Source organism: Micromonospora sp. DSM 45708, from assembly GCF_039566955.1.
In the GTDB taxonomy this organism is placed as follows: Bacteria; Actinomycetota; Actinomycetes; order Mycobacteriales; family Micromonosporaceae; genus Micromonospora.
In genome coordinates this window covers 337,741-358,304 of sequence record NZ_CP154796.1, presented here as the reverse complement: position 1 = coordinate 358,304, position 20,564 = coordinate 337,741, and the positions used below count along the sequence as shown (strand labels likewise).

At 74.1% G+C, this 20,564-nt stretch carries 19 protein-coding genes and 1 riboswitch; of the genes, 5 read left to right on the top strand and 14 right to left on the bottom strand.

Annotated elements, in window-relative coordinates; all coding sequences use genetic code 11:
• Positions 1 to 11 precede the first annotated feature (11 nt).
• The 4 genes from VKK44_RS01845 to VKK44_RS01830 form a co-directional block, all read right to left on the bottom strand.
• Complete coding sequence (locus tag VKK44_RS01845; RefSeq protein ID WP_091065903.1) at positions 12 to 629, bottom strand: GTP-binding protein; 618 nt, start codon at positions 627 to 629, stop codon at positions 12 to 14.
• On the bottom strand, positions 610 to 972 hold the full coding sequence (locus VKK44_RS01840) for a DUF742 domain-containing protein (RefSeq protein ID WP_091065900.1): 363 nt from the start codon (positions 970 to 972) through the stop codon (positions 610 to 612). The genes VKK44_RS01845 and VKK44_RS01840 overlap by 20 nt, the downstream gene beginning before the upstream one ends.
• A 62-nt stretch (positions 973 to 1,034) precedes the next feature.
• Positions 1,035 to 1,442, bottom strand: a complete 408-nt coding sequence (locus VKK44_RS01835) for a roadblock/LC7 domain-containing protein (RefSeq protein ID WP_089155226.1) — start codon at positions 1,440 to 1,442, stop codon at positions 1,035 to 1,037.
• Complete coding sequence (locus tag VKK44_RS01830) at positions 1,439 to 4,471, bottom strand: sensor histidine kinase (protein ID WP_343445107.1); 3,033 nt, start codon at positions 4,469 to 4,471, stop codon at positions 1,439 to 1,441. Before VKK44_RS01830 ends, VKK44_RS01835 begins: the two co-directional genes overlap by 4 nt.
• A 448-nt stretch (positions 4,472 to 4,919) precedes the next feature.
• On the opposite strand from VKK44_RS01830, the gene VKK44_RS01825 reads away from it, so the two are divergent.
• Complete coding sequence (locus VKK44_RS01825; protein ID WP_343445105.1) at positions 4,920 to 6,101, top strand: ABC transporter substrate-binding protein; 1,182 nt, start codon at positions 4,920 to 4,922, stop codon at positions 6,099 to 6,101.
• 87 nt (positions 6,102 to 6,188) lie between these two features.
• On the opposite strand, the gene VKK44_RS01820 is transcribed toward VKK44_RS01825, so the two are convergent.
• Together VKK44_RS01820 and VKK44_RS01815 are read right to left on the bottom strand one after the other, a co-directional pair.
• Complete coding sequence (locus VKK44_RS01820) at positions 6,189 to 7,031, bottom strand: ABC transporter permease (RefSeq protein ID WP_343445103.1); 843 nt, start codon at positions 7,029 to 7,031, stop codon at positions 6,189 to 6,191.
• Between the two features lie 102 nt (positions 7,032 to 7,133).
• Positions 7,134 to 8,162: an ABC transporter substrate-binding protein gene (locus tag VKK44_RS01815; protein WP_343445101.1), complete on the bottom strand. Its 1,029-nt coding sequence runs from the start codon at positions 8,160 to 8,162 to the stop codon at positions 7,134 to 7,136.
• A gap of 284 nt (positions 8,163 to 8,446) precedes the next feature.
• Between VKK44_RS01815 and VKK44_RS01810 the strand changes: the two genes are divergently transcribed.
• The 4 genes from VKK44_RS01810 (at position 8,447) to VKK44_RS01795 (ending at position 13,270) form a co-directional block, all read left to right on the top strand.
• Positions 8,447 to 9,292 (top strand): ABC transporter ATP-binding protein, encoded by an 846-nt coding sequence (locus VKK44_RS01810; protein ID WP_343445100.1) that lies wholly within the window; start codon positions 8,447 to 8,449, stop codon positions 9,290 to 9,292.
• A gap of 2 nt (positions 9,293 to 9,294) precedes the next feature.
• Positions 9,295 to 10,245, top strand: a complete 951-nt coding sequence (locus VKK44_RS01805) for an LLM class F420-dependent oxidoreductase (protein WP_343445098.1) — start codon at positions 9,295 to 9,297, stop codon at positions 10,243 to 10,245.
• Entirely contained in the window at positions 10,242 to 10,550 is a 309-nt protein-coding gene (locus VKK44_RS01800; protein WP_343445097.1) for a cupin domain-containing protein, read from the top strand. The genes VKK44_RS01805 and VKK44_RS01800 overlap by 4 nt, the downstream gene beginning before the upstream one ends.
• Positions 10,551 to 10,627: 77 nt before the next feature.
• Positions 10,628 to 13,270: a hypothetical protein gene (locus tag VKK44_RS01795; protein ID WP_343445095.1), complete on the top strand. Its 2,643-nt coding sequence runs from the start codon at positions 10,628 to 10,630 to the stop codon at positions 13,268 to 13,270.
• Positions 13,271 to 13,309: 39 nt separating this feature from the next.
• Here the strand turns inward: VKK44_RS01795 and thiC are convergent, their stop codons facing one another.
• The 8 genes from thiC to VKK44_RS01755 all read right to left on the bottom strand — a co-directional run bounded on the left by thiC (position 13,310) and on the right by VKK44_RS01755 (position 20,500).
• Positions 13,310 to 14,893, bottom strand: a complete 1,584-nt coding sequence (gene thiC / locus VKK44_RS01790) for a phosphomethylpyrimidine synthase ThiC (RefSeq protein WP_343445094.1) — start codon at positions 14,891 to 14,893, stop codon at positions 13,310 to 13,312.
• Between the two features lie 17 nt (positions 14,894 to 14,910).
• Positions 14,911 to 15,699, bottom strand: a complete 789-nt coding sequence (gene thiD / locus VKK44_RS01785; protein ID WP_343445093.1) for a bifunctional hydroxymethylpyrimidine kinase/phosphomethylpyrimidine kinase — start codon at positions 15,697 to 15,699, stop codon at positions 14,911 to 14,913.
• The gene (locus VKK44_RS01780) at positions 15,696 to 16,367 is read right to left on the bottom strand and encodes a thiamine phosphate synthase (protein WP_458351594.1); all 672 of its coding nucleotides are present in this window, start codon (positions 16,365 to 16,367) and stop codon (positions 15,696 to 15,698) included. Before VKK44_RS01780 ends, thiD begins: the two co-directional genes overlap by 4 nt.
• Positions 16,364 to 17,134 (bottom strand): thiazole synthase, encoded by a 771-nt coding sequence (locus VKK44_RS01775; protein ID WP_458351649.1) that lies wholly within the window; start codon positions 17,132 to 17,134, stop codon positions 16,364 to 16,366. The genes VKK44_RS01780 and VKK44_RS01775 overlap by 4 nt, the downstream gene beginning before the upstream one ends.
• Before the next feature lie 5 nt (positions 17,135 to 17,139).
• Positions 17,140 to 17,340 carry a sulfur carrier protein ThiS gene (thiS, locus tag VKK44_RS01770; RefSeq protein ID WP_343445091.1) on the bottom strand — a complete coding sequence of 67 codons (201 nt, stop codon included), beginning with the start codon at positions 17,338 to 17,340 and terminating at the stop codon, positions 17,140 to 17,142.
• The gene (gene thiO / locus VKK44_RS01765; RefSeq protein WP_343445090.1) at positions 17,331 to 18,461 is read right to left on the bottom strand and encodes a glycine oxidase ThiO; all 1,131 of its coding nucleotides are present in this window, start codon (positions 18,459 to 18,461) and stop codon (positions 17,331 to 17,333) included. Before thiO ends, thiS begins: the two co-directional genes overlap by 10 nt.
• Positions 18,455 to 19,081, bottom strand: coding sequence for a thiamine phosphate synthase (gene thiE / locus VKK44_RS01760; RefSeq protein WP_343445088.1), 627 nt, complete (start codon positions 19,079 to 19,081; stop codon positions 18,455 to 18,457). The genes thiO and thiE overlap by 7 nt, the downstream gene beginning before the upstream one ends.
• Positions 19,076 to 19,187, bottom strand: a riboswitch (TPP riboswitch). (Overlaps the previous gene by 6 nt.)
• Before the next feature lie 350 nt (positions 19,188 to 19,537).
• On the bottom strand, positions 19,538 to 20,500 hold the full coding sequence (locus VKK44_RS01755; RefSeq protein ID WP_343445086.1) for an aldo/keto reductase: 963 nt from the start codon (positions 20,498 to 20,500) through the stop codon (positions 19,538 to 19,540).
• Between the last annotated feature and the right edge of the window lie 64 nt (positions 20,501 to 20,564).

Sequence of the window (20,564 nt, the reverse complement as noted above, 5' to 3'; positions counted from 1 at the left end):
ACAGATCCGGTTCACCCCACCGAGGCCGGGTAGCCGTGCTCGGCCTGGAGCCGGAGCATGGCGTGCTCGACCACGGTCACCAGCACCTGCTTGACCGAGTCCCGCCGCCGCGCGTCGCACATCACCAGCGGCACGTCCGGCGAGATGGCCAACGCCTCCCGGATCTCCTCCAGCTCGTAGTGCGGCGCGTCGTCGAACCGGTTCAGCGCCACCACGTACGGCAGCTTGCGGTTCTCGAAGTAGTCGAGCGGCGCGAACGCGTCGGTGATCCGGCGCGTGTCCACCAGCACCGCCGCGCCCACCGCGCCCCGGATGATCTCGTCCCACATGAACCAGAAGCGGGTCTGGCCCGGCGTGCCGAAGAGGTAGAGGATCAGGTCCTCGGCCATGGTGATCCGGCCGAAGTCCATGGCGACCGTGGTGGTCTCCTTGCCCGGCACCTTCGACGGATCGTCGATGCCCACCCCGGCCGCGGTCATCAACGCCTCGGTGGTCAGCGGCTGGATCTCGGAGATCGCCCCGACCAGGGTGGTCTTGCCCACCCCGAAGCCACCCGCGATCACGATCTTCGCGGAGATGATCTCCCGGCCGCGGCTCGCCCCGTCGGGGTCATAGTTCGCGAAGTCCACTTAGCACCCTTCCAAGCAGGTTCATCCGCGCCGCGAAGCCCGTCGCGGGAGCGGCACTGTGTAGCGTCAGCAGGCCCTCGGCCACCATGTCGGCGACCAGCACCCGGGTGACGCCCAGCGGCATCCGGGTGTAAGCGGCGATTTCCGCCAGCGACTGCGCCCGGCCTTCACAGACCGAGGAGATGCGGTATTTGTCGTGCCCGGCGAACCGCGCCTCGGCGGACTGGGTGGCCGTGCTCGACAGCACCGCCTCGAGCGCGATGTTCTGCAACGGCTCGGTGCGGCCGCGGGTGACCGCGTACGGTCGCACCAACGCGCCACGCGGATCACGTCGCGGTTCCATCTCGCGATCACCTCCCCTCGTACGGAGCCGGAGCGGCTCCGGCTCACCAGGTCAACGGAGCGTCAGGAGCGGACGGCGTCCCGCGGCAGCGGCACCAGCGCCTGACCGACCCGCTCCACCAACAGCGCCATCTCGTAGCCGACCTGCCCGACGTCGCAACTGCGCGCCGCGAGCACGGCCATCGACGAACCGTCGCTGATGGACATCAGGAACAGGTAGCCGCTGTCCATCTCGATCACGGTCTGCAACACCCCGCCGGCGCTGAACATCCGCGCCGCGCCCTCGGTGAGGCTGACCACGCCGGAGGTGATCGCGGCGAGCTGGTCGGCCCGGTCCTGCGGCAGGTCCCGGGAGGAGGCGAGCAGCAACCCGTCCGCGGACACCGCCACCACGTGGGCGATACCCGCCACGCTGTCGGCGAAGTTGGTGAGCAACCAACCCATGTCCTGCATGGCCGCCGGCCTGTTCATCGGTTCGTCTCCTTGTTCGAGGTGCTGTTCAGGTCGGTGCCGGCCGTACGGCCCCGCTGGACGCCACGGTGGTAGGCGGAGAGCAGACCCCGTACCTCGTCCGGCGTGCGTCGGCTGCGGTCCCGGCCGCTCTTCGGTTCGATCCCGCCCGGCACGAGCTGCGCCTGCGGCACCCGCTTGGGCAGGCCGGACCGGGTCGTCCCGCCGGTGGTGGGCTCCGCGGCCTGGCTGGCCCGGGTCCATCCGTCGTCGGCTGCCGTCCGCCACGCCTCCGGGTCGACCGGCGGGGCCGGCGCGGGTTCCGGCACGGGCGCGGGCACGGGCGGTGGCGCCGCCGCGGCGGGCGGTGTGGACGGGGCCGCCGGCGGGCTGTACGCGGGCGGTGTGGCCAGCCCCGCCGCCTGGGCACCGGGGGTACGGGTGGGCAGCGGCGGCCGTGCCGACGCGGCGGGCTGCGCGGGGGCGGGCTGCGTCGCAGCGGGTGGCGGCTCGTCGAACCGGGGTCGGGTGAAGATGGTGGTCTCGTCCTCTCCGTGCGAGCGGAACCAGACCGCCTCCATCTCCCGGAATATCGGCGCCTCGGCCGGCCGGTCCGGTCGGGCCACCACCGGCGCGGCCGGGGTGGTCTCCACCGCCGGCGCGGCGGCGAGCGGCTGGTAGGCCGGCGGCGCGGGAGTGGTCGTCGTCGCCGTCTCGCCACTCGGCGTCCGCTTGGGCAGCGGATCGAGAGCCGGGTACGCGACCGTCGGGCCCCCCGCCGACCAGCCCGTCTCCTGGTTCGGCGCGGCGGCGGCCGGGACGGCGGCGGGCACCGGGGGCAGCGCGCTGGACATGCCGCCGAACTGCACGGCCGGAGCGGTGTCCCGCGCCTCGGCGGGCGCCTGCCACCGCGCGGGCGGCGGGGTCACCGTGCTGCGCCACTGGTCGGCCAGGGTGGCGGTGCCGCCCCGCCCGGCACCGGCCAGCGCGTCGGCGGCACCGACCTGGCTCAGCGGCGACTGCTCGACCGCCAGCGGCTGGCGCGGCCGGGTCAGCGGGGCCTGGCCCCGGTTGGCCGGCAGCACCACCGTCGAGTTCGGCAGCGTGACCTGGGCGACCGTGCCGCCCTCGACGTTGCGGCGCAGCTCGACCCGGATCCCGTGGCGGGAGGCGAGCCGGCTGACCACGGCCAGACCCATCAGCCGGAACGCGGCCACGTCGACGGTCGGCGGCGCGGCCAGCCGTCGGTTGAGCGAGTCGAGCTGGTCGTCGGTGAGGCCGAGGCCCCGGTCCTCCACCTGGATCAGCACGTAGTCACGGATCCGCCGGCCGTCGGCCACCACCACCGTGTTCGGCGGCGAGAACCGGGTGGCGTTGTCGAGCAGTTCCGCGACCAGGCGGACCACGTCGTTGACGGCGTGCGCGGCCACCGAGATGTCGATGTCGACGGTGCCGAACTCGATCCGGTTGTAGAGCTCCACCTCGGACTGGGCGGCGCGCAGCACGTCGACCACGAGCGCGTCGTCGCGGCGCGGCACGGCCGAGTCGGCGCCGGCCAGGACCAGCAGGTTCTCGTCGTTGCGGCGCATCCGGGTGGCCAGGTGGTCCAGCTCGAAGAGCTGGGCGAGCCGCTTCGGGTCCTCCTCACCGCGCTCGATCGCGTCCAGCTCGCCGATCATCCGGTCGACCAGGCTCTGCGAGCGGCGGGCCAGGTTGAGGAACATCGCCGAGACGCTGGTCCGCAGCGCGGCCTGCTCGGCCGCCACCCGGACCGCCTCCCGGTGGACCACGTTGAAGGCCACCGCCACCTGGCCGATCTCGTCGCGGTTGGTCAGCTTGATCGGGTCCCGCACCTGCTGGACGATCTCGTCCACGCCACCGTCACCGATGGCGTTGACGTTCTGCAGCCGGCTCACCGCGTCCGGCAGGTCGTGGTTGGCCACCGAGAGCGCGCCCTCACGCAGCCGGCGCAGCGAGTCGTTGAGCGAACGGGCCAGCACCACGGCGAGCGTCACGGCGACGGCCAGCGTCAGCAGCACGAGCAGGCTCTCCACGAACGCCTGCCGGATCACGTCCGTGCGGACCGCGTCGGCGTCGGCGAGCAGGTCGTCGAGGAGCTGGATCTCCGCCCACCGCATCAGGTCGTCGACCGCGCCGATGGCGGCGGACGCCTCGTCGCGGGTGACCAGCGCGGGCTTGCCGACGGACCGGGACAGGTCGGCCGCGACCCGGTCGGCGAGCTGGACGGCGTCACCGGATACGGTGCGGTCCACCAGGCCCCGCTGCTCCGGGGCGGCGGCCCGGGAGAACGAGAGCAGGGCCTCCTGCTGGCCGGTCAGCGTGGCCACGAAGGAGGAGAACTGCTCCTCGTCGATCCGGTTGCCGACCGCGAGGGCGGTGAACACGACCGCCTGCTCCTCCGCCACCTCGGCCTTGGCGTGGGCGAACGCGGCCACCGCGCGGCGGGCGTCGGCGAGGCTCTCCGCGCCGGGCTGCTGGGCCAGCGTGTCGCCGTACGCGACGAGGTCGTCGAGGACGATGCCGTAGCGCAGGCTCGCCTCGGCCACCGGCATCTGGAGGCGGTCGAGCACCTCCTGGCGGGTGCCGTTGAGCGTCTCCAGGTGGTCGTCGATCACCTTCAGCCGGTCCCGGACCGCGGCCGGCACGTCGCCGAGTGTGCCGCGCTCCTCCCGGTAGGCCGCGATGCGCTCGTCGGTGCGTCGGACCCGCAGGTTGTAGTCGTCCGGCTTCTGGTTCGTGTCGGCCAGGAAGGCGGCTGCCGCCATCCGCTCCTTGTGCAGGTCCTGGGTGAGCGCGGAGACGTCGACCGAGACCGCGGTCAGCGCCCGGACCTGGTCCGCGTCGTACGCGCCCTGGCCCACCGAGATGAGTCGGATAGTTGCCAGTGCGATGACAGCCGCCACCGGGACGACCAGGATGAGGGCGAGTTTGGAGCGGATCCGCGCGTCACGCAGCCGAGGCAGACGCCGTCGCCGATTCCGCTGTTCGGCGCTGGGGCTCCCGGGCAGGGTCGTAGGTCCGGTGCTCACGACATCGCCTCCGTCGTTTCTTCCACGCGTGACCCGCTGACCCGTGCCTGGTGCAGCGGCCAGCGCCACGCGCGGCACGGCCGAGATTTCATCAGACGAGATCCTTTTTGGGAAGCCGCGGTGAGGCAGGAAACGGTCGGTGTCGACTCAACCCGTGATCCGGTCACCTAATACCTTCTTTTCTCCAACCCCCTGAACAGGGGATGTCACTCCAGAGTGGCCAAGCGCATCTGCGCAGTAATTGTCAGTTAACGTTTCGTGTCCCCAACATGTGGGATGCCCGTCCCGAAACGGCATCCGGCATCCCCGCTTGACCACAGGGCCCGGCATTGGCAAGGTTTTGCAAGCTTCGCGCACACCGTACGGCACACCAATCCCGTTCCTCCACTGAGGACGGACAAGCGGCGGTGATCGGGCGCCGGCCCGCGCCGCACCCTGGAGGACTGAGTTGAGCCCCATCCGCTCCGCGAGCACCGCGATGCTCGCATCGGCCGTGCTGGCCACCACGCTCACCGGCTGCGGGATCGGCGGGGAACCGCAGGACACCAGCCCCATCGTGATCGCCGCCGACCTCGAACTCTCCGGCGCTTCCGCGCCGATCGGCAAGGTGTACCAACGGGCGCTGGAACTGAAGGTCGACCAGATGAACGCCTCCGGCGTGCTGGGTGGCCGGCAGATCAAGCTACGAGTCAAGGACAACCGCTCCGACGCGGCCGAATCCTTGCGGAACATCAATGATTTCAGCGGCGACGCAGAGGTGAGCGCCGTCATCATGGGCGGTTGCAACGAATGCGCCGTCGGCGCGGCGCGCACGATCAGCGACAAGCGCATTCCGACCATCGCGCTCGCTTCCGCCGGCGCGGTCACCGAGCCGGTGGACCAGCGCCGCTACGTCTTCAAGCTCGCCCCGAACGCCGCCGACAGCGCGGCTGCGCTCACCACCGAGCTGACCCGCCGCCAGATCCGCAAGGTCGCGGTGCTGCACAGCGCCGACGGGTACGGCCAGGAAGGGCTCGCGGCGCTGCGCCGCGAGTTCGGCAAGACGTCGGTGAAGTTGGTCGCCGCCGAGGCGGTGCGGATCACCGACACCGAGGTGAGCGGGCAGATCGACGACCTGGTCGACAAGAAGCCGCAGGCCCTGATCCTCTGGACGCCTCCGGAGCAGGCGACGCTGGCCGCCACCACGGCCCGGCAGCGCAACTACCGCGGCGCGCTCTTCTTCGACGCCTCGGCCGCCGGCGAACTGTTCCTCGGCCCCTCGGCCCGCTCCACCGAGCTGGCCACGCTGATCTTCACGCAGACGATGGTGATCGACGACGTCATCGCCACCACCCCGGCCAAGGCCGCCCGGCGGCAGTGGTTCCAGGACTACACCGCCCGGTTCGGCGGCTACAACGGCTTCTCCTCGTTCGCCGCCGACGCGGTCCAGCTCATCGCGGACGCCGAGCAGCGCTCCGGCGGCGAGCGGGGGAAGGTGGACCGGGACGCGCTGCGCGACGTGCTGGAGACCTCGCAGCTCGACGGCCTCTCCGGCCCGATCCGGATGACGCCGGACAACCACTCCGGGCTGATGCCGCAGGCGTTGACGACGCTGGTGGCGCGTGGGGGTCGGTGGCGGTTGGCCGGCTAGAGGTCACCGTGGTGGGTGTGGCCCCACCGCAACCGGCTCCGGGCGGTCAGGCTTGATCCCTGCGCCGGTTGCGGTGGGGCCACCCGGTCAGCGGGCGGAGGTGGTGGCGCGCACCCACGGCAGGGCGAACCGCTCGATCGCGCTCAGGGCCGCGTAGAGCACGATGCTCATCAGCGCGACCAGCATGATGGCCGCCCACGCGGTCGCCGTGTCGCCCACGCCGTTGTACTGGAGGATCTGGTAGCCCAGGCCGGGCCGGTCCGAGTAGAACTCCCCGATCACGGCGCCGATCGCGGCCAGCGGCATGGCCACCTTGAGGCCGACGAAGATCTGCGGCAGCGCGGCCGGCAGGCGCACCTTGCGGAACGCCTGCCACCAGGAGGCGTTGAGCGACCGGCCCAGCTCCGCCAGGTCGGCCGGGGTGGTGGTCAGCCCGGTGGCGGTGGAGAGCACGATCGGGAAGAAGCAGAGCAGGAACACCATGGTCAGGATGGGCTTCTGGCCGAATCCCACGGCCACCACGAGCAGCGGGCCGAAGGCGATCTTCGGGACCGCGTTCACCGCCACCAGCAGCGGCGCGAACATCCGCTCCACCCGGCGGGACGCGGCCAGCGCCATCCCGATCAGCACGCCGACGACCGACGAGAGCAGGAAGCCCGAGAGCGTCATCCAGGTGGTGATCCCCAGCGCGGGCAGCAGCACGTCGGTGGTGGCGACGAGCGAGCGGGCCACCGCCTGCGGCGGCGGCAGCGCGACCGGGTGCACCAGGTGCAGCACCGACGTGACCAGCCACCAGGCGGCCACCGCGATGACCAGCCCGAGCAGCGGCAGGCCGACCGCCGCCGGGGGTACGCCCCGACCGCGCCGGGCGCGCGCCGCCGGGGCCGGCTCCGCCGGCGCCCCCGGCCGGGCCTCGGTCAACTGCGTCAACGTGTCCTCCTTCTCCGGCCGGTCGGCACGACCGGCACGCGAAGGGGGTGCGCCCACCGGGTGTCCCGGCGGGTCGCACCCCCGTGGTCCCGAGCCGACCGGTCAGGCCTTCGGCGCGAGGTCGAAGTCGATGACCTGGTCGGGAGTGAGGTTCTGCTTCAGCGCGCCCGCGCCCTGGAGCAGCGCGATGCTCTTGGCCACCCGGCCGCTGTCCAGCGTGCCGATCGCGGTGCCGGAGTTGCTGGACCGGACGTACGCGGCCATCAGCCGAAGCTCGGCGGCGGACGCGGCCGGAACGGCGGCCGGCACGTTCTTCTTCAGGATCTCGCCCGCCTCGTCCGGGTGCTCCAGCGCGTACTCCAGGCCCTTGAGCAGCGCGGCGGTGAACTTCTTCACCATCTCCGGCTTCTCCTTGGCGATCTTGGAGGAGGTGATCAGCGCGTTGCCGTAGAGGTCCTGCATCACGTTGCTGTACGGCAGCACGACCGGCTTCTTCTTGGTCACCACCTCGACGGTGGGCTGACCGACGACGAACTGGCCGATGCCGTCCACCGAGCCGGAGCCCAGCATGCCGATCAGGCCCTGCGCCTCACCGTTGACCCAGGTCACCTTGCTGTTGTCGATGCCGGCCAGCCGGGCGTACGTGGGGAAGAGGTTGCGCACGACGGAGGTCGGGGTGTCGGCGAGCTTCTTGCCCTCCAGGTCCTTCGGCGTGGCGATGTTCTTGCCCTCGACCGTGACGATGGCGGCCATGGTGCGCTGCTGGATCGCGGCCACCGCGACGAAGTCCTTGGCCTGGCCGTTGCCGAGCTGGAGGATGCCGCCGGTCAGGTCGATCGGGCCGAAGTCGGCCTGGCCGCCGGTGATTGTCTGGATGACGGAACCGGTGCCCTGGCCGGGCTTGATGTCGACGTCGAAGCCGGCCTCCTTGAAGAAGCCCTTGTCCTTCGCCACCCAGGCGTAGGAGTCACGGCCGAAGTTGCCGAACGAGGTGAGGTAGGTCACCTTCTCCAGCGCCGCGCCGTTGCCGCCGCCGCCCTCGGACTTGTCCGAGTCGCTGCTGCAACCGCCGACGAGGGCGAGTGCGGTCGCCAGCGCCGCCGCGGCGACCGTACGGGTCAACCTTCTCATCAGTGCACCATGTCCTTTCCGACCAGGGCTTCATCGCCGGTCGGGTCGTGGGTCCGACGGGGTCGGCAGGGGGGTCGGCCGACCGGACCGTCGCGAGGGGACTCTTCGCGCGCAACAGCGTACGAGAAGCCAGATGACGCGCAGCAACCGTCCGGGTTGCGGAACGGAAACGAACGTGCATAAGGGGGGTGGCGCAGCGTCCACCCCCGACGGAGGCCGGGGATGAGCCCCGCTACGCTAGCCGGATTCGCATTCGGACGACGCGGGAAGGGAGCCGGCGGGAGATGATCCGACTGTCCGGGGTGTCCCGCACCTTCGACGGCCGCTCGGGGCGGGTGGAGGCGCTGCGCGGCATCGACCTCGACGTCGCCGAGGGTGAGTTCGTCGCCGTCCTCGGTCGTTCCGGCTGCGGGAAGTCCACCCTGCTGCGCATGGTCGCCGGTCTGCTGCCGGCGACCGCCGGCGAGATCACCGTGGCCGGCACCCCGATCACGAAGCCCCGCCAGGACGTCGCCATGCTGTTCCAGCGGCCGGCGCTGCTGCCCTGGCGCACGGTGCTCGACAACGTGCTGCTCCCGGTGGAGATCTTCGGCTGGAGCCGGGCGAAGCACCGCGACCGGGCCCGGGCGCTGCTGGAGATGGCCGGGCTGGGCGGCTTCGAGAAGCGCCTCCCGCACGAGCTGTCCGGCGGCATGCAGCAGCGGGTCTCGCTCTGCCGGTCGCTGATCGGCTCGCCCCGCGTGATGCTGATGGACGAGCCGTTCTCCGCGCTCGACGCGCTCACCCGGGAGGAACTCTCCGGCGAGCTGCAACGGGTGCACATGGACACGAAGGCGACCATCGTCTTCGTCACCCACTCGATCGACGAGGCGGTGCTGCTGGCCGACCGGGTGGTCGTGCTCAGCCCGCGACCCGGCCGGATCCGCGAGGTGGTCGAGGTGGCCGTGCCCCGGCCCCGCACCCTGGGCCGGCACGCGCACCTGGCCGACGTCGCCCGGATCAGCGCCGAGCTGCACGAACTGCTGATGGAGCGGGACGCCCCCGGCGTACCCGCGTCGGCCGGCCCGGCGGGACCGCCGGCCGCACCAGCCGGGACACCGCCGCGGGCCGCGGCGACGGGAGGACGGTGAGCATGCGGGTCTCGGTCTTCACCGAACCCCACCGCGGCGCGGACTACGACGACCAGCTCCGGTTCGCCCGGCTGGTCGAGGACGCCGGCTTCGAGGGCTTCTTCCGCGCCGACCACTACCGGTCGATGGGGGACGAGCCGGCGCTGCCCGGCCCCACCGACGCCTGGCTGACGCTCGCCGCGCTCGCCCGGGAGACGTCCCGCATCCGGCTCGGCACGCTTGTCACCTCGGCCACCTTCCGGCTCCCCGGGCCGCTGGCCGTGATGGTCGCCCAGGTCGACCGGATGAGCGGCGGCCGGGTCGAGCTGGGCATCGGCGCCGGCTGGTTCGAGCGGGAACACACCGCTTACGGCATCCCGTTCCCGCCGGTCAACGAGCGGTTCGACAGGCTGGCCGAGCAGTTGGAGATCGTCACCGGGCTGTGGCGCACCCCGTCCGACGAGACGTACAGCTTCACCGGTGAGCACTACCGGCTGGTCGACGCGCCCGCACTGCCCAAGCCGGTGCAGCAGCCCGGCCCGCCGGTGATCGTCGGCGGCAAGGGCCCCAAGCGCACCCCCGAGCTGGCCGCCCGGTACGCCGACGAGTTCAACATGCCGTTCAAGAACGTCGCCGAGACGGCCGCCGCCTACGAGCGGGTCCGCGAGGCGTGCGACCGCACCGGGCGCGACGCGTCCGGGCGCGCGCCGCTGACGCTCTCCGCCGGCATCGTGGTGGCGATCGGGCGCACCGACGCCGAGGCGCAGCGACGGGCCGCGCCGCTGCACGTCGCCAGCGCGCTCCCGCCGGAGGACCCGGTGGTCGGCTCCCCCGCCCAGCTCGTCGACCGGCTCGGCGAGTTCGCCGCGGTCGGGACCACCCGGGTGCACCTGCGGCTGATCGACTTCGACGACCTCGACCACGTGGAGCTGATCGCCGCCGAGGTGCTCCCCCAACTGGACGGACCACGATGACCCACCCGCACGCCGACCTCGAACTCGGCCCGGTGGGCCAGGAGATCGTCTACGAGAACGACCGGGTCCGCGTCTGGCACATCCGGCTGGAGCCGGGCGAGCGTCAGCCGCTGCACCGCCACGACCATCCGTACCTGGTGGTGGCGATCCAGGGTGCGAAGAACGTGGTGCAGACGATCGACGGCACCACCATCGACGCCGACGAGCCCACCGGCGGGGTGGTCTACCGCGACCCGGGGGCGGTGCACATGCTGACCAACGTCGGCGACACCACCTACCTCGCCCGGCTGGTCGAACTGAAGTAGCCACGCCGACGGCGGGTTCGCCGCGCCGCGCGGTGGCAAGGTGGCGAACCACCCCACCGGGCCGTAACGTGCCCGACATGGCCTTTCGGACGTGGGGCAGGCTGCTGCTCACGGCGCTCGGGGTGAGTGTGCTGGCCGCTGCCGGCCAGCTCGGCGTCGCGTACGGCTTCGGAGTCGTCCGCCTCGACGACGCGTTCGTCGACGCCTCGGTCAACCGGTGGCCCGCCCAGCTCGTCTGGGTCGCCTGGTTCGCCGCGGTCGCCACCGTCGCCGGAGCCGTGCTCACCGAGCGCCTCGCCCGCCGGGACGACCTCCCCGGTGGCACCACCGAGCTGCTCTCGATCGCCGGCGTCAGCGCGCTCGGCGCGATCGTGGTCGCCCCGCTCTGCATGCAACCGGCCCGCGCCGCCGAGCTGGGCGGCTCCGTCGACCCGGCCTGGGCGGCCGGCATCTGTGCCGTCCTCGGCGCGGTGGTGGGCGCGGGCGCGGCGATCGCCGTGCTGCTCAAGCCGCCGTTCGGCTGGGGCGTCGCGATCACCACCGGAATCGTCTGGCTGCTGGCCCTGCTCTCCGTCGCACCCACGATCGTCGCCAACCGGTCGCTGGCCACCGTACGCCTCGGTGTCCTCGAACCGTCCTGGCTGGGCGCCCCGGCGGCGCAACGCCTGGCCATGCTGCTGCTACCCACGCTGGCCCTGCTCGCGGGCGGCGCGATCGGTGTGCTGGCCCGCCGGGCCGGGCATCCGCCACTGGTCGGCGGCGCGGCCGGCGCGGCCGGGCCGGTGCTGGTGGCGTTCGCCTACCTGACCGCCGGTCCGGGCACGGCGGCCGACCGCTACCAGCTCGCGCCCTACTACGGCGCGCTGATCGCGGTCGCGGCCGGGGCGCTCGGCGCGACCGCCACCTCGATGCTGCCCCGAGCGGGCACCGGCGACGCCCTCGACCCGACCGACATCCTCGCGCCGCTGCCGGCCACCGCGCCCGCTCCGACGACGCCGGCCGCCACCGCGCCGGTGCCGACCACGGCCGGCGCGCCGGCCCCCGCGCACTGGGACTGGCCGGAGACCGGCGGGTCCGTCACGCCGTCGTCGGCACCCCGGCACGCCGGGTCGGCGTCGCCCGCCGACGACGAGCGACAGGCCCGGTCGGTCGCGCCGGCCGTCGCCCGGCACGACGAGGATCCGACCCGCACGTCCCCGCTGCCCGGCCTGCTGCCGCCGGTCCGGCGCACCTCGGCCATCGACGTCCTCGCCGCCGGCCGCCCCGAGCCGCAGCCGTCGACCCGGCCGGCTCCGGCCGACCCCGACACGCCCGGGACGGGGACCTCCGGGCCGGGCACCGACGGGCCGGCAGCCAGCGGTTCGGGGGCCAGCGGGACCACTGTCGGCGGGGCGGGGACCGGCCCGCTCGGGACGGGGGCCGACACCGCCCGTCCGGGGGCCGGCGCTTCCCGGGCGGCCGGCGGCCACGAGCCGGCGGATCGCGCTCCCGAGCCGGTTCCCGCACCGCCGGCGGCCGGCACCGATCCGGCGGCCGGCTCACCGGCGGTCGCGATCACCCCGAAGGCCACGACCAAGGCACGCCCGAAGGCCACGGTCACGGCCCCCGGGGAGCCCACCATCCCGGCCGGCGCGGAGCCGACGGCCGACGCCACCGTCGAGCCGACGGAGGCCGCCCCGCGCGCCACCCGGGCCCGCCGGAGCCGCGCCGCCGCCCGGCCCACGCCGCTCACGGACGATGCGACCGGTGATCCGGCCGAGGCCCCCCGGACCGGTCGCGCGGGCCGCGCCCGTCCGGCGCGCTCCACCGGCGAGGACGCCCGCCCGACCGCCGCCACGCCGCCCGCCGCCACGCCGGTCACGCCGGTCACGCCGGAAGGTAGTCCCGAGGCCACCGACACCGCCGGTGTCACCCGGGCCGCCGACGCGGTGCGGGCCACCCGGCCCGCCGGCCCGGCCGGAGCCGCCGACGCGGCCACCACCGCAGCCGGGTCCACCGGCCCGGTCCCGGGTGGCACCGACGTGCCGCGAACCGGGGAGTCGACGGACGCGCCGGAACCGGCCCGGAGGCCACGCAGCTTCTTCTTCGACCCCGAGCCGGCCGATCGGCCCGTGACCGCGTCACCCCGGCCACGGTTCCCGATCTTCGAGGACGCGACCGAACGAGCCGGGGACGTGCGCCCGGCCTGGCCGATCACGCCGGCCACCGGTCGGCCGGCCCGGCCACCCGCCGCCACCACGCCGGCCACCGGCCGGGACGGCGACGACGCGGCCACCCGGCCCGGGTCGACGCCCCGTCCCCACCATCAGGGCCTGCCCGAGCCGGGTCGGAGCACCGGGTGGGACGCGCTCGCCACCAACGCCCGGCCGGCCGGGCCGACCGCTCCGGAGGGCGCCGCACCGGCTCCGGCCGGTGGCGCGAAGACGGGCGCGACCGTCCCGGAGCAGGCCGGCCCCGGCTCGGAGAACGTCGACCGGGAGGCGTCCCGGGGGCGGCACGCCGGGACGGACGACGCCGAGACGGCCGGCGGCAAGCCGAAGGGCCGCCGCGGGCTGTTCCGACGCAACCGGGCCAAGGGCGACCCGGAGCCGGTCGACGAGACCGCCGAGCCGGGCGCCACGACCGACGACGAGTACGTCGACTGGGTCGCCGGTCTCGCCTCGGACGACAACGCCGACGACGCCCGCTCCCTGCGTACCGGCCGGCACCACCGCGACTGAGCCGACCCGGGGCCGGACCGCGCCCGGCCCCGGTCACGCTCAGGCCAGCGGCAGATAGACCCGCGAGCCGGCGGCGACGAACTCGTCGGACTTGCCGCGCATGCCCCGCGCCGCGTAGTCCTTCAGCTCCTGGGTGATCTTCATGGAGCAGAACTTCGGCCCGCACATCGAGCAGAAGTGCGCGGTCTTGGCCGGCTCGGCCGGCAGCGTCGCGTCGTGGTACGCGCGGGCCGTCTCCGGGTCGAGCGCCAGGTTGAACTGGTCCTCCCAGCGGAACTCGAACCGGGCCCGGGAGAGCGCGTCGTCCCACGCCTGCGCGCCGGCGTGCCCCTTGGCCAGGTCGGCCGCGTGCGCCGCGATCTTGTACGCGATCACGCCCGCCTTCACGTCGTCCCGGTCCGGCAGCCCGAGGTGCTCCTTCGGCGTGACGTAACAGAGCATCGCGGTGCCGAACATGCCGATCATGGCGGCGCCGATCGCGGACGTGATGTGGTCGTACGCGGGCGCGATGTCGGTGGTCAGCGGGCCCAACGTGTAGAACGGCGCCTCGTGGCACCACTCCTGCTGGAGGTCCACGTTCTCCTTGATCTTGTGCATCGGCACGTGCCCGGGGCCTTCGATCATCACCTGCACGTCGTACTCCCAGGCGATCCTCGTCAGCTCGCCGAGCGTGCGCAGCTCGGCGAACTGCGCCTCGTCGTTGGCGTCCGCGATGGAGCCGGGGCGCAGCCCGTCGCCGAGCGAGAACGTCACGTCGTACTTCGCGAGCAGCGCGCACAGCTCCCGGAAGTTGGTGTAGAGGAAGTTCTCCTCGTGGTGCGCCAGGCACCAGGCGGCCATGATCGAGCCGCCCCGGGAGACGATGCCGGTGACCCGGTCCACGGCCAGCGGCACGTACGGCAGCAGCACCCCGGCATGCACCGTCATGTAGTCGACGCCCTGCTCGGCCTGCTCGACCACGGTCTCCCGGAACACCTCCCAGCTCAGCTTCACCGGGTCCCCGCCGACCTTTTCCAGCGCCTGGTAGATCGGCACGGTCCCGATCGGCACCGGCGCGTTGCGCACGATCGCCTCACGGGTCTCGTGGATCCGCCTGCCGGTGGACAGGTCCATCACGGTGTCCGCGCCCCACCGGGTGGCCCAGGTCAGCTTCTCCACCTCCTCGGCCACCGACGACGTCACCGCCGAGGTGCCGATGTTGGCGTTCACCTTCACCAGGAACGCCCTACCGATGATCGCCGGCTCGCACTCGGGGTGGTTGACGTTGAGCGGCAGCACGGCCCGGCCGGCGGCGATCTCGTCTCGGACGAACTCCGGCGTCACCCCCTCCCGGATCGCCACGAACTCCATCTCCGGCGTGACGGTCCCGGCCCGGGCGTACGCGAGCTGGGTCGGACGGGTCCCCGCCAGCGGGCTGCCGGCGCCCCGTACCGGCGCGACGTCGCCCCGTTCCGCGATCCACGGCCCGCGCAGCGCGGGCAGCCCCACCTCCGGGTCCGACCCCGGCCCCGAGGTGTCGTAGAGCCGCACCGGCGGGTTGTCCCCGGTCAGCGTCACCTCGGCGAACGGCACCCGGACGTCCGGCCGCGACCCTTCCACGTACACCTTGCGACGTGCCTGCATGACAGCCTCCCTGTCGCTCAAGCGGACCATCCGAAGTGGTCCAGCGGGCCGCGTCCCGCGCCCAGCTCCCAGCTACGCGCGCCGGTCAGCGCGCGGGTCACGTACTCCTTGGCGGCGGTCACCGCGACCGGCACCGCGTCACCGGCCGCCAGCCGGACCGCGACGGCGGCGGCGAACGAACAGCCGGTGCCGTGGTGGTGCCGGGTGTCCACCCGGGGCGCGCGCAGCAGTCGGATGGTGCCGCCGCCGGCCAGCACGTCCACCGACTCGCCGGCCGCGTCGACGTCGCCGCCGGTCACCACCACGAACGCCGGCCCGCGCGCGGCAAGCGCCTCGGCCGCGGCGACCATCTCCTCGACCGTGCCGACCGGGCGTCCGGTGAGGGCCGCGGCCTCCGCGCAGTTCGGCGTCGCCACCTCGGCGTACGGCAGCAGCCGCTCGACCGCCTCCGCCACGCCGAGCCGGTGCCCGCTGGTGGCCACCAGCACCGGGTCGACGACGAGCCGGGGCAGCCGGCCGTCCCGGGCCGCCCCGGCCACCACCTCGGCGACCGCCGGCGTGCCGAGCATGCCGGTCTTCACGGCCCGGACGTCGAAGTCGCCGAGCACACTGTCGAGTTGGTCGCGGACGGTCTGCGGGGGCAGCGGCAGCACCGCGTCCACGCCGCGCGTGTTCTGCGCGGTGACGGCCGTGAGCACGCTCGTGCCGTACGCGCCGAGCGCGGCGAACGTCTTCAGGTCTGCCTGGATGCCGGCGCCGCCACCGGAGTCGGAACCGGCGATGGTGAGGACTACCTGCGGCGTCACTGCGTTCCTTCTCTGGTTGCGGTGGGGGCCGCCTCCTCGAAGGCGCTGCCCAGCGTGGCGGCGGTCGCCGCCGGGTCGGGTGCGCGCATGAGCGCGCCGAGCACGGCGACGCCGACCGCGCCCGCGTCGACGCACGCGCTCACGTGGTCCGGGGTCTCGATGCCGCCGAGCGCGAGCACCGGCACCGGGCTGGCCGCGACCAGCTCGCGCAGCCCTTCCGGGCCCAGGGGCGGCCCGTAGCCGGGTTTGGAGCGGGTGGGGAGAACCGGGGACAGCGTCGCGTAGTCCTCGGTGGTCAGTCGCGCCAGCTCGGCGGCGTCGTGGCAGGAACGGCCGACCAGCCCGAGGCGCGGCGGCGGGTACGGGCCGGCGGCCGGCAGGTGCACCGCGTCGCCGTCGAGCGGGTCCGGGCCGGCCACGATCAGCGTGCCGCCCACCCCGGCGAGGATCGCACGCAGCTCGACGGCGAGCGCGAGGCGCTCGGCGCGGGGCAGGTCCTTCTCCCGCAGCACCACCCACCGCACTCCCCCACCCAGCGCGCCCGCCACCACGTCGACGAGCGGCTCCCGCGCGACGCGCCGATCGGTCAGCAGCACCACACCGGCCGGACAGTCGCGGATGCTGGTACGCGTCCGCCCGCCGGGAACGGTGGCACGCGCGCCGGTCACAGGTCGGGCCGACCGTCGTCGGGAGTGGACGCAAGCGCGTGGGAGCGGCGGGGGATGCGGCCGGCGTGCCGGGCCAGGTGGCCGGCCTCGACCGCGTGGCGCATGGCGGTGGCCATGGCCACCGGGTCGGCGGCACGGGTGACGGCGCTGGCCAGCAGCACCGCGTCGCAGCCCAGCTCCATGGCGAGCGCGGCGTCCGAGGCGGTGCCGATGCCCGCGTCGAGGATGACCGGCACGTCGACGGCCTGCCGGATCAGCCGGATGTGGTGCGGGTTGCCGATGCCCAGGCCGGAGCCGATCGGCGAGCCGGCCGGCATGACCGCGGCGCAGCCGACGTCGGCCAGCCGCCGGGCCAGCACCGGATCGTCCGACGTGTACGGCAGCACGGTGAACCCGTCGGCGACCAGCTCCTCGGCGGCACGCAGCAGCTCCACCCCGTCGGGCAGCAGCGTGCGCTCGTCGCCGATCACCTCCAGCTTCACCCAGTCGGTGTCGAACGCCTCCCGGGCCAGGTACGCCGTCTTCACCGCCTCCACGGCGGTCCGGCAGCCGGCCGTGTTCGGCAGCAGCCGTACGCCGCACCGCTCCAGCAGGTCGAGCAGGCCGCCCGGACCGCCCGGCGTGGTGTCGACCCGGCGCAGCGCCACCGTCACCAGTTCGGTGCCGGACGCGCGGACCGCCGCCTCCAGCACGTCCAGGCCGGCCGCGCCGCCGGTGCCGAGCACCAGCCGGGAGCCGAACGGCACGCCGCCGATCTCCAGGGACATCCCGGTCACCCGCCCTGCGCGGCGCTGAGCACCTCGACGCGGTCGCCGTCGCGCAGCACGCTCGCCGGCCAACCGCCGCGCGGCACCACCTCGCCGTTGACCGCGACCGCGAGGCCGCGCTGCTGCCCGGTGACCGTGCGGACCACCTCGGCGAGCGTGACGCCGTCGGGCAGCGTCCGTCCCGTGCCGTTGACGATCAGTTCCACCGGGGCTCCTTCCCGAACCGTGCCGGGGTGAAGGGGGCGAGCGCCGGGTCCGGCTCGCCGCTGACGATCAGTTGGGTGACCAGGTCGGCGGTGACCGGGGTGAGCACGATGCCGTGCCGGTGGTGCCCGGTGGCGGCGAGCACGCCGGGCCGGCCGGGCAGCGCCCCGATCACCGGCGCGTTGTCCGGCGTGCCCGGACGCAGCCCGGCGACGGCCTCCACCAGCGCGTACTCGGTCAGCTCGGGAACCAGCTCGACGGCGGCGCGGAGCAGCCGCAGCACGCCACCGGCGGTCACCTCGACGTCCGCGCGTTCCTCGACTGTCGCGCCGACCACCACCTCGCCGCTGGCCCGGGGCACCAGGTAGACCGGCTCGCCGTCGGCGTACCCCCGGATCACGTGCCGGAAGCCCGGCGGGCCGCCGGCGGGCGCGCGGAGCCGCAGCACCTGGCCCTTGACCGGCCGGACCGGCAGCCCGGTCAGCGCCGCCGCGCCGCAGCCGGCCGCGACCACGGTGACCCGCGCGTCCACCTCGGACAGCGCGCCGACCCGCGTCGGCCGGAACGTCACGCCGGCCCGCTCCGCCGCGACCCGCAGCGCGGCGACCAGGCGACGCGGGTCGACCTGGTGGTCGCCGGGTGCGACCGCGCCGCCGCGCACCCGGGTGGCCAGCGCCGGCTCGCGGTCGCGCAGCGCCGACGGGCGCAGCGGCGTGATCGGCAACCCCAACCCCTGCTGGTACGACCACAGCCGCCCCGCCTCGGCCAGGTCGTCGGCGGTGAGCCCGACCACCAGCGTGCCCTCGGTGCGGTGGCCCAGGTCGACGCCGCTCGCCTCGGCCAGCTCGGCGGCGAACCCGGGCCACCGGGCCGCGGACTCGACCAGCAGCCCGGTCAGTTCCCGCTCACCGAAGTACGCCTCGGCGACCGGGGAGAGCATCCCGGCGGCCACCCGCGACGCGCCCGACCCGGGCCGGTCGTCGTACACCACCACCCGCAGCCCGCGCTGCGCGCACCGCCACGCGATCGCCAGCCCCACCGGCCCCGCCCCCACCACCCCCACCTCGGTAAGGACGGGCCCCCTGTCAACGCCTCCGGCAGAGAAGGGGGACCCGCTCAACACGTCAGCGCCCCGAGCAGCCCGGCGGTGGCGCGCGCGGGGTCGGCTGCCCCGCTGAGCGCCCCGACCACCGCCACCCCGTACGCCCCGGCGGCCCGCAGCGCCGGCACCGACGCGGCGGTCACGCCACCGATGGCGATCACCGGAACGGTCACCGCGCCGGCGACCGCGCGTACCCCGTCCGGGCCGATCGGCGCGGGCAGGCCCGGCTTCGTGGTGGTGGCGTGGCAGGGGCCCACGCCCAGGTAGCTCGCTCCGGCGGCGACCGCCGCCCGGGCCGTCTCCGGCGCCCGGGCGGTCGCGCCGAGCACGGCGTCGACGCCGAGCACCCGGCGGGCGGCGGTCACCGGCAGGTCGTCCGCGCCGACGTGGCCACCGGCCGCGCCCACCGCGAGCGCCACGTGCAACCGGTCGTTGACCAGGCAGCGCGCGCCGTACGGGCGGCACGCCTCGACCACCCGGCGGGCCAGCTCGTACGCCTCCCGGTCGGTGGCGTCGTCCGCCACCCGCACCTGTACGACGAGTTCTGCGCGGGCCACCGGCAGGGCGGCACGCAGCACGCCGAGCGGATCCCGCCCCGGTCGGGTGTCGGTGATGAGATGCAGTCGTCCGAGGGACGGCACGGCAACGCTCCTCCCTGCGCCGGCATTACCCGGATCAGGTTCGACGGTCGGGGGCTGTCAGCCCCCCTCTCAGCCCGGTCCACACCGGGCTCCCGTGGGTCACTTGCGGCCTACCGTACGACGCCTCCCCGGCCGGACGGAAGACCGGATGACGTTTTTCCCAGGATCGCGCCACCTGGCGGAGCGGGACGGCGGGTGAGCGTACGGTCACGACACGCTGCCGGGATGCCGCCCCACGCCCGCGTTCCGCGTGACCTGTCCGCGAGGCCGTTCCGAGCCGGCCGAGCGAGCGCCGAGGGCCTTCTCACCCGGCCGATGCGGCGCGGCCCGACGTGGGTCCGCCTGCTGCCCGACGTGTACGCGCACCGCGACGCGTACCGCGCCGACGACCACCGGATGTGGTGTGACGCGGTCGCGTTGCGCCTACCGCCGGGTGCCATGGGTGGGTGGGGACGGTCAGAGGAGGGCGTCGAGGGCGTCCAGGTCCTCGTCGGAGGGCTGCCAGGTGCCCGCGTCGGCGTTGGCGCGTACCTGGTCGGGGGTGGTCGCGCCGGCGATCACCGAGGTCACCGCCGGCCGGGCGGCCAACCCGCCGATGGCCACCTGGAGCATGCTGATGCCGCGCTCGGCCGCGTACGCCTCGATCGCCTCGATGGTGTCCCAGCGCGCCGCGGCCAGCCGCTCGGCGTACCGGCCGCCGCCGGCCAGCCGGCTGCCCGCCGGGGGTGCCTCGCCGCGCTTGTACTTGCCGGTGAGCAGCCCGTTGGCCAGCGGGAAGAACGGCAGCATGCCGAGGCCGAACCGCTCGCAGGCCGGGATCACCTCGTCCTCCACGCCCCGCTCCAGCAGCGAGTAGTGGTTCTGCGCGGAGATGAACCGGGTACGCCCCTGCGACGAGGCGGTCCAGTCGGCGTCGGCGATCTGCCAGCCGGCGAAGTTGGAGTTGCCGAGGTAGCGCACCTTGCCGGCGGTCACCAGGTCGTCCAGCGCGGCGAGCGTCTCGTCGATCGGCGTGCCCGGGTCGGGCTCGTGCATCTGGTAGAGGTCGATGTGGTCGGTGCCGAGCCGGCGCAGCGACGCCTCGACCGCGCGGGCGATGTAGCGACGTGCGCCCCGGGCGCCGTGGTCCGGCCCGTTCGCGCCGTGCATGTCCATGCCGAACTTGGTGGCGACCACCACGTCGTCCCGGCGCCCCTTGAGCGCCTGACCGAGCAGCTCCTCGGAGCCGCCCTGCGGTTCGCCGTAGATGTCGGCGGTGTCGAAGAAGTTGATCCCGGCGTCGAGCGCGGCGTCGACCACCGCCCGGGTGCCGTCGCTGTCGAGTTTGCGGCCGAAGTTGTTGCAGCCGATGCCGACCACGGACACCACGAGTCCGGAGTCGCCCAGCCGACGGTAGGTCATCTCACTCACGAGATCCACCCTATGCCGCCCGCCGCGCACCCACCCGGCCACCGCCGGCGCATGCCACCGCTGAGGTGACTCA